This is a genomic window from Chamaesiphon polymorphus CCALA 037 (assembly GCF_003003845.1).
Classification (GTDB): Bacteria; Cyanobacteriota; Cyanobacteriia; order Cyanobacteriales; family Chamaesiphonaceae; genus Chamaesiphon; species Chamaesiphon polymorphus.
Genome location: NZ_PVWO01000533.1, coordinates 1 through 3799, shown reverse-complemented (window position 1 = coordinate 3799; position 3799 = coordinate 1). Strand labels below are relative to the sequence as shown.

Here is a 3799-nt window from a genome sequence, read left to right as displayed (position 1 = left end):
CCCGTAGGGCGGGGTGGGTAGATCTACGCCGCAGCCAAAGTTTGTTTGGCTGAGGGTGTTGGGTTTCGCTTTGCTCTACCCAACCTACAGATCTTTAACACTTTAATATCGAGCGTGTGGCTCCTAATGCCACCAAATCCCCACCATGGGGACTGACTTCGATCGAGCAAACCGCTCGCAAATCGTCCAAACTATGCCGTTCCACGCTCTCCAAAGCTGCCTCCAGATAGCCCTGCCAGCGCAGCGTACCGCCTGCCAACACGATCGCCTCTGGATTTAACAAATTAATTAACGTCGCCAATCCTAGCCCAAATTTCGAGCCAGCCTGCTCGATCGCTTGGAGCGCGCGACTGTCACCTGCGGCAACTAAATCGCTCAATCGATCGATATCGACACCCAATTCTTGCAAAATCGCCGCCCCACTAGCTTGGGCATCGAGTGTCTTGCCCTCGATGGGGATACTCCCCAATTCTCCTGCCCAACCATTAGCTCCCCGCAATACCATCCCATGGGCATAAATTGCCGCCCCAATCCCCGTTCCTACCATTACCACCGCCGCCACCGCTTGAGGCTGAATATTGCTGACTACTTGCATCAGTGCGGCTTCGGCATCATTGAGGACATTAACCTTACAAATCGATGCTAACGCGATCGCGGGTTGCCAGCCAACGAGTTGCGGTAATACGTCGCAGGCGATAACGACGCCATGAGGATCGACTAATCCTGGTACGGCAATCCCGATCGAGTCTGGTGGCGTGGATAATGTGTGAATAAATCGATCGATTGCTTTTTGGGCATCATCGGCGGAAAAATCTTTACCAGTGGTTATTTGCGATCGAGCGTGGATATCGCTGCTTCTGGCGATCGCGAGCATTTTCGTACCACCAATATCGATACCAACTTGGATGGGAGTTGTCATGTCGATCGCGCCTGAAATACGCTCATTTTACCGCACGAAGATTTCAAGTCTGCTGTTTTGTCGATCGTGCTGTATCGATCTTGGTGTTAAATAGGATAGATCTAATTATTCATAAAATAGATTGCGCCTGAAACCTAGATGGTGGCAGTGTCCGCCCCACTTTTCTACTCGATCGAGAAATTTTGAATTCACTAATCATTCACCTTATCGTATTTGATATGAGCCGTGGTTTTACGTCAATTATATGGGTATGGGATGCTGATGGCGAGACAAGAAAAATAGAATGTGTAAACGATCTTGGCTATTCTTTAGAAAACTTAGCGTTAAGTCAAACCCAGCAGGAAGAATGTATATCTGACTGCCTTTTCTGTGAGCTTTATATTCCCTTTTTGAGCGCATACGGAAGATTTTCAGAGGAAGTTCTACTTTACGCCCCGCTAGAACTTCAAGTTTCCCTTTCCCAAATATCTGAATCTTTTGATAAGTTGGATGAATCGGAGAAAGAATGCTGGAATCGAGATATTCTTAAAAGATCTGGATGGAATAAAATCAGGAATCTTAGCAAGAAAGCATTATTGCAAATGGAGTGGGAGGAATTGACTGATTACCGAGATTATTCAAATACAAAGATGTGGGGTGGGCAGTGCCCACCACATAGGTTGTAGGCTTTTTTAGGATTACAAATGTTTTTGCCAGCCTAATTACTTACAAAAACATCGTCCTAACTTGAATGAGTCAGGCCGATGTTTTTAGAACACATATATAAAGATGTTACTCGCGAGAATTGGCTGCGCCTTCGCCGCCTTTGGCAGAGGGTGAGTCGGTAGAGTTCGGTTGCGAACCGTCACTCGATGCTGTGCCCATATAATAGCCCCACTTCCAGTCGGTGACTTCCGGCAGATCTTCACCGTAGGTCGTAATATACTGCTTGTGTTCGATCAGTTTATTGCGAATCTCTTGTTTTACGTAGGCTCCAATATTTTTGAGTTTGGGAGTACGATCGATCGCATCTTGCGCCAGATGAAACCGATCGAGATCGTTAACTACGGTCATATCGAATGGCGTGGTGGTGGTACCTTCTTCTTTATAACCGCGAACGTGGAGATTTTCGTGATTATTGCGGCGGTAGGTGAGGCGATGGATCAGCCAGGGGTAGCCATGGAAGGCAAAGATAATCGGTTTGTCGGGGGTGAAAATCGAGTCGAATTCGACATCTGTTAAGCCGTGGGGGTGTTCGCTTTGGGGTTGGAGTGTCATCAGATCGACGACGTTAACTACCCGAATTTTGATAGTGGGGAAATGCGATCGCAAGAAGTCTACCGCTGCTAAGGTTTCGAGGGTGGGGACGTCACCCGCACAAGCCATCACGACGTCGGGTTCGCAATGACGATCGTTACTCGCCCATTCCCAAATGCCCACTCCTGCCGTACAATGCTCGATCGCGGCATTCATATCTAGCCACTGCAATTCGGGCTGTTTGCCAGCGATAATCACGTTTACATATTGACGGCTGCGGAGGCAGTGGTCGGCAACTGATAGTAAGGTATTAGCATCGGGTGGGAGGTATACGCGGACGACTTTGGCTTTTTTATTAGTCACCACATCGATAAAGCCCGGATCTTGGTGGCTGAAACCATTGTGATCTTGCCGCCAAACGTGGGAAGTGAGCAGATAATTGAGCGAAGCAATCGGTCGCCGCCAGGGAATATCGTCGCAGCTTTCCAACCACTTGGCATGTTGGTTGAACATCGAATCCACGATGTGGATAAATGCCTCATAACAAGAGAAAAAGCCGTGCCGTCCGGTCAACAGATAGCCCTCTAGCCAGCCCTGACACATGTGTTCGCTCAAAACCTCCATTACCCGTCCCGTGGGCGAAACACGGTCGTCTGTGGGCAATATTTCGGCTGTAGACATCCGTTCGGTGACTTCCAACAGTGCGTTGAGGCGATTGGAATTATTTTCGTCGGGACTCATCACCCGAAAGTTTTGGCTCTCTAAGTTGAGCTTCATTACATCCCGCAGAAATTCACCCAAAATCCGCGTCGATTCGCCGATGCCCGTACCTGGTTTGGTAACTTCCACGGCGTAATCGCGAAAGTCGGGCATTTTCAGATCTCGCAGCAAGATCCCGCCATTAGCGTGAGGATTTGCCCCCATCCGGCGATCGCCTGTAGGAGCCAGTTCTGCTAGTTCGGGGATGAGCTTACCGCGATCGTCAAAACAGGCTTCGGGTTTATAACTCTTCATCCAGCTTTCTAGCAATTGAATATGCTCTGGACTGCTCTTCATCTCGGAAAATGGGACTTGATGAGATCGCCAGTAGTCCTCAGTTTTCTTGCCGTCTACTTCTTTTGGCCCCGTCCACCCTTTAGGCGATCGTAAGATAATCATTGGCATGGGAACTCGTTGCTGATAGCCATGCACCCGCGCTTCCCGCTGAATGTTTTTGATTTCGGTGATGACTGTATCCAGCGTTCCCGCCATCAATTGGTGCATCTCTTCGGGTTCTGAACCCTCGACGAAATAAGGCTTGTAGCCATATCCCACGAATAAACTCTCCAATTCTTCCTGCGGCAGCCGCGACAAAACAGTCGGGTTGGCAATCTTATAGCCATTTAGATGCAAAATCGGTAACACTGCACCATCTCGCGCCGGATTGAGAAACTTATTCGAGTGCCAGCTAGTTGCTAATGGCCCCGTTTCTGCCTCGCCATCGCCGACTACGCAAGCCACCAGCAGATCGGGATTATCGAATGCCGCGCCATAAGCATGAACCAGTGCGTATCCCAATTCTCCACCCTCATGAATCGAACCGGGTGTTTCGGGTGCTGCATGGCTGGGAATGCCGCCTGGAAAAGAGAACTGTTTGAATAAAGC

General features: G+C 49.1%; 3 protein-coding genes. 1 reads left to right on the top strand and 2 read right to left on the bottom strand.

From position 1 onward, the window contains the following. Positions 1-94: 94 nt before the first annotated feature. Positions 95-919 (bottom strand): ROK family protein, encoded by an 825-nt coding sequence (locus C7B77_RS25870; RefSeq protein WP_106311754.1) that lies wholly within the window; start codon positions 917-919, stop codon positions 95-97. Between the two features lie 182 nt (positions 920-1101). Here C7B77_RS25870 and C7B77_RS25865 point away from each other — a divergent pair, with 182 nt between their 5' ends. Next, positions 1102-1584, top strand: coding sequence for a hypothetical protein (locus C7B77_RS25865; protein ID WP_106311752.1), 483 nt, complete (start codon positions 1102-1104; stop codon positions 1582-1584). Positions 1585-1690: 106 nt separating this feature from the next. Here C7B77_RS25865 and C7B77_RS25860 read toward each other — a convergent pair. Further along, positions 1691-3799 (bottom strand): phosphoketolase family protein (locus C7B77_RS25860; protein ID WP_106311750.1); only part of this gene is annotated, 2109 nt, incomplete at its 5' end.

What these genes read in the sequence shown, in the direction of transcription:
- C7B77_RS25870 (WP_106311754.1), bottom strand. Translation starts at nt 919, where the DNA reads ATGACAACTCCCATCCAAGTTGGTATCGATATTGGTGGTACGAAAATG.